Origin of the sequence: Parabacteroides massiliensis (assembly GCF_900155425.1) — a bacterium.
GTDB lineage: Bacteria > Bacteroidota > Bacteroidia > Bacteroidales > Tannerellaceae > Parabacteroides > Parabacteroides massiliensis.
On the sequence record NZ_LT700205.1, the window covers coordinates 1 to 3,814 of the forward strand.

Genomic DNA, 3,814 nt, shown 5'->3' on the forward strand with positions numbered 1-3,814 from the left:
CTTCTTTTCCTGGCTGATCCAGATGAAGCACTTTTTCGGGAAACGCTTCATCAAGGCTACCGCATCCGGATACTCCCATTCCGACACCTGATACGAATCCACGATGATAAACTTCGGGGACTTCGGCTTCTTCAATCGGTCTATCAGTTCCTCATAGGTCTCGTCCACAACCACACGGAACTTGCCTTGCACCTCGTTCATCTTCAAATATTCCATACGGCGTTGGAATGTCTGGTTCACGCCCTCCTCATAGCTCAAGTACAACACAAGGCCGTACTTGCACAGTTCCTTGCCAAGCTGCATCACAAAGCTGCTCTTCCCGCTGGCACTGGCACCGCTGATGAACCAGGAGGCGTTCTCCGCTGGGAACCCGAAAGGCTTGTTCCATTTCTCGCCCCATGGCAACGTCACCCATTTCTTGGCGGCTATGTCTTTCGGACTATATGCTCGTTTCATGACTCTTTTTCTATTGATTCAATCCTATATTTCAGAAACCCTTTGATGATATGCGGAGGATGGTGTATCGGGCAGAATTGCCCTATGTGAAGCCCCCAATACGGGACATAAGCATCTTTCCATATTTCATTTTGAAATGGTCCGGCTTCCTCCACAAGACCACCTTCATTTACTTTGAGCCATAACAGGTCTTGACCTTTGTCCTCTAAAACTATCTTAACCATCGCCTATGCCATTTTAAGTTTCTCTATCTCGGTATATACTCGCCTCAGACCTCCACGTGTCTTGCGTACAATCTGCGCTATATCCGCACCTGCCGGGGCATTTACTTTAGCCACCGTCCGAGCTTGGGCATTCAAAAACGCCTCACGCTCCTTGCCGTCATCAGGTGTCACCTTGCTGTAACGATCTCCATAACGGCTCAACATCTCGGTATAGCCCACTTTCTTACATTCTATCGAACGGTTGATCTTTTCTTTCAAACCATCCGCACCCATCATATACCAAGCACAACTGCGTTCGGTGGCATTCCACAAAGCCTTCAGCTCAAGGAACGCCTCATACTGCAAATCCCCGGCCTCGTCCAAAATAATAAGCGGATTCTCAATGGAACGGAGGTAATAAGTCAAATCCTCGTATACATCGCTATATTTACCTTTGGCATCCACTCCGAACTCCGCAGCTATCTTACGCACCAGCTTCAGCTTGGTCTTCACCTGCGAGCAGTCGATATACACGGCATTCTTGTGGTTCTGCACATAATACCTTGCAGTAAAAGTCTTTCCGATGTTTGGAATGTCGCATAGGATAGCCGACAGGCTCGACTGCTGGGAGAACTCAAGCTGGGCGGTTATATACTCGAACGTGGCGGTCTTGGCAACCTTCCACTCCATATCGGCACGGAGGCCCACACCCAAACGACGGGCTATACTTATCCAGTTGGCATCACTAAGGGCTTTATCCGTCTGTCCGTTCTTAATGGCACTGTACACCGATGTGCTGATGCCAAGGGAGGCGGCATGTTTCGCGTCACTCGGATAGTTCGCACGGTTGGCAGCTATCGCTCCCAAAATCTTCTGTTTTTGCGCTTCTGTAATCATAATTCAAACGCTGTTATAATGTTATTCTAATCGTATTCTTACATATCTCCAATAGCCATTGCCGCCATATTGGTCGGCTGCCATTCGTAAGCTTCATCGAGTTCTTCAGGAACAGGTGCCGTAGATAATACAAGGCTTTCCGTTTCCTCATCTTCTTCCTCACGTTGGACCGGTGCCACACCTACCTGACCGATAGCGTTATCACGTACCCATTTGTCAAAGTGACTCATTATCTTTGCCTGTTCCGTATAAGCTGCCTTATCTTCTTCGGTCTGTTCCGCCATTACACGGCTATAAGTCACAACCGGGCGCACCTTGTCGATATAGCGGTCATTCTGATACAGGAACACATCGGTCGGTTTGCCTTCCTCATCCGGCAAATAGAAAGCCGTCACCTTGCGGTTATTAGGCTCCAACTTCTCAAGAACCTCCGGACCGCTCAGCCACCAGTCAGCGTACGCCACACGTACCGTACTGTTCCGTCTTACGCTTGTTTCCACCCTCTCGCCAATATAACGGCTCAGGGTCAGTTTATCAAGCGGGCGCAGAGTCGGGTTGATTCTCGACACAAGCACATCCCAGCGGGTCATGCCCGGATATTTCTTCTGGTTGGGGTGCAGCGTGTTGTTCCATTCAGCACAATCCCTGCGGTCATCTGCCACAAGTTCCTCAAACGTATAATATTTCCTATCCTCGTAGGTATGGTTCCCACTGTCGCTGATTTTCTTCTGATCCACACGCCGTGCCCCTTTACCGTACCAACGACCCACTCCTTCATGGTTCTTATGGGCGATGGTAGTCTTGAACGCGCCGTTCAACGGTTCAGCATATTTGTCCTGAGAGTTCAACGGTGCACAAAAGTGCACAAACTTGAACACCTCACCGGCTTTCAGGAAGCCCTCCTTGTACTTGCTCATCAAATGCTGCTCCACCTCGATACCGGCAGGCATCCCCCACCCGTTACGCTCAATCAGGCGGAACATATCCCGGAAACAGGCAACCACAAGGGCTTCGTCTTTATCACGGCCGTAAGCAAGCCCCACACGGCACTGGCTCACCATATCGTAGGCATAATAAGCATGTACGTATTCACCACCCTTCATGCGACGCGGAAGATCCACGTCATCCATCGTAATCTGGGACAAGGAGAACTCTCCACTGTGGCGGTGCATGTGTGGCATTTGCTCGTGGTAGAATTCCGACCACCCACGACGCTTTTTCTCTATGAGTACCTGGTTGGCCGGCTTGTTCAAGATGTTGCGAATGGTACTTTCGCTCAGTTCTTTCGGATCACCGTTCTTATCCGTAAAATCGTTATGGTTGAATATTTCCCCGGTTTCCAAATCCCATACCTCCAACTCACCACACACAAAGGAGATATACATCTCGTGTACGTCACTGCCATAAGGCTGGTTCGGCAGCACCGTGATGCTCAGCACGAGACGCTCGGTCTTGTAATCCACTTTCCTCGCACACTGGTTACCGAACTTTCCACTGATAAGGCACTCATAACCGTACTGCTTGTACTCGTTCACCTTCTTTCGGAAACGCAAGGTACTCGCCGGCAAATCATGCCCGAACTCTTCGCGCAGCGTCTCAATGGTAGTAGCCATCATGCTCCAATCATACTTCTCTCCCATTAACTTTCGATAATCACGACTACGATTGTACAACTTGATACAAGTATTCAGTACTGAAGCATTTATCGCATACTTTCTGGCAAGCTCGTCAGAAGCCTTATCGCTGGACTGCCGGGCAGCCCAATCCATAAAGAAAGCGACGGCAGCCTGATCAAGCTCGTAATTCGATATTATCCAGCCACGCAAAAGCACGGCATTGCCACCAGGATATTTCTCCTCGACTTTTTCTTTGTAAGAGGTAGGCAGACTATCAATAACAATCAAAGCTCCATTTCCTTTCGCTCCACCACCACGACGTGCTACCTTTATCCGGCCACTGGATGCCATATACTTGTAATTCGGAACAGTCATTATTCCGCCATCAACAAGTTCACGAAACGATATGCAAAGTTTGTTATCGAAAAATTCCATACTCACACCTCCTTATTTCAATGCGGCCGCAAAATTTTGGATGCTGTCTATATTGGAAAATGTCACATTATCATAATGTCTCACCTCTTCCCCTTTATAAATCACCACACCCGTGCTGTCGTTTTTACTGATCTCTAACAATGCGCCGTTCGGAAAATATTGGCGTATCACGTTATCATGGTCGTGTAGTGTCTCCATAACCGGAGC

Annotated in this window: 4 protein-coding genes and 1 pseudogene; all 5 read right to left on the reverse strand. The window is 48.8% G+C overall.

Annotation, left to right across the window (positions count from 1 at the left end; genetic code table 11):
- On the reverse strand, positions 1-456 hold a 456-nt coding region (locus BQ9893_RS20935; RefSeq protein WP_075967838.1), incomplete at its 3' end, for an AAA family ATPase.
- The gene (locus BQ9893_RS20940; RefSeq protein ID WP_075967836.1) at positions 453-680 is read right to left on the reverse strand and encodes a hypothetical protein; all 228 of its coding nucleotides are present in this window, start codon (positions 678-680) and stop codon (positions 453-455) included. The genes BQ9893_RS20940 and BQ9893_RS20935, both read right to left, overlap by 4 nt.
- A 3-nt stretch (positions 681-683) precedes the next feature.
- On the reverse strand, positions 684-1,556 hold the full coding sequence (locus BQ9893_RS20945; RefSeq protein ID WP_008778296.1) for an AAA family ATPase: 873 nt from the start codon (positions 1,554-1,556) through the stop codon (positions 684-686).
- A 38-nt stretch (positions 1,557-1,594) separates the two neighbouring features.
- Positions 1,595-3,607, reverse strand: a complete 2,013-nt coding sequence (locus BQ9893_RS20950; protein WP_075967837.1) for a hypothetical protein — start codon at positions 3,605-3,607, stop codon at positions 1,595-1,597.
- A gap of 12 nt (positions 3,608-3,619) precedes the next feature.
- Positions 3,620-3,814: pseudogene (locus BQ9893_RS20955) on the reverse strand (hypothetical protein); the annotation flags it as partial.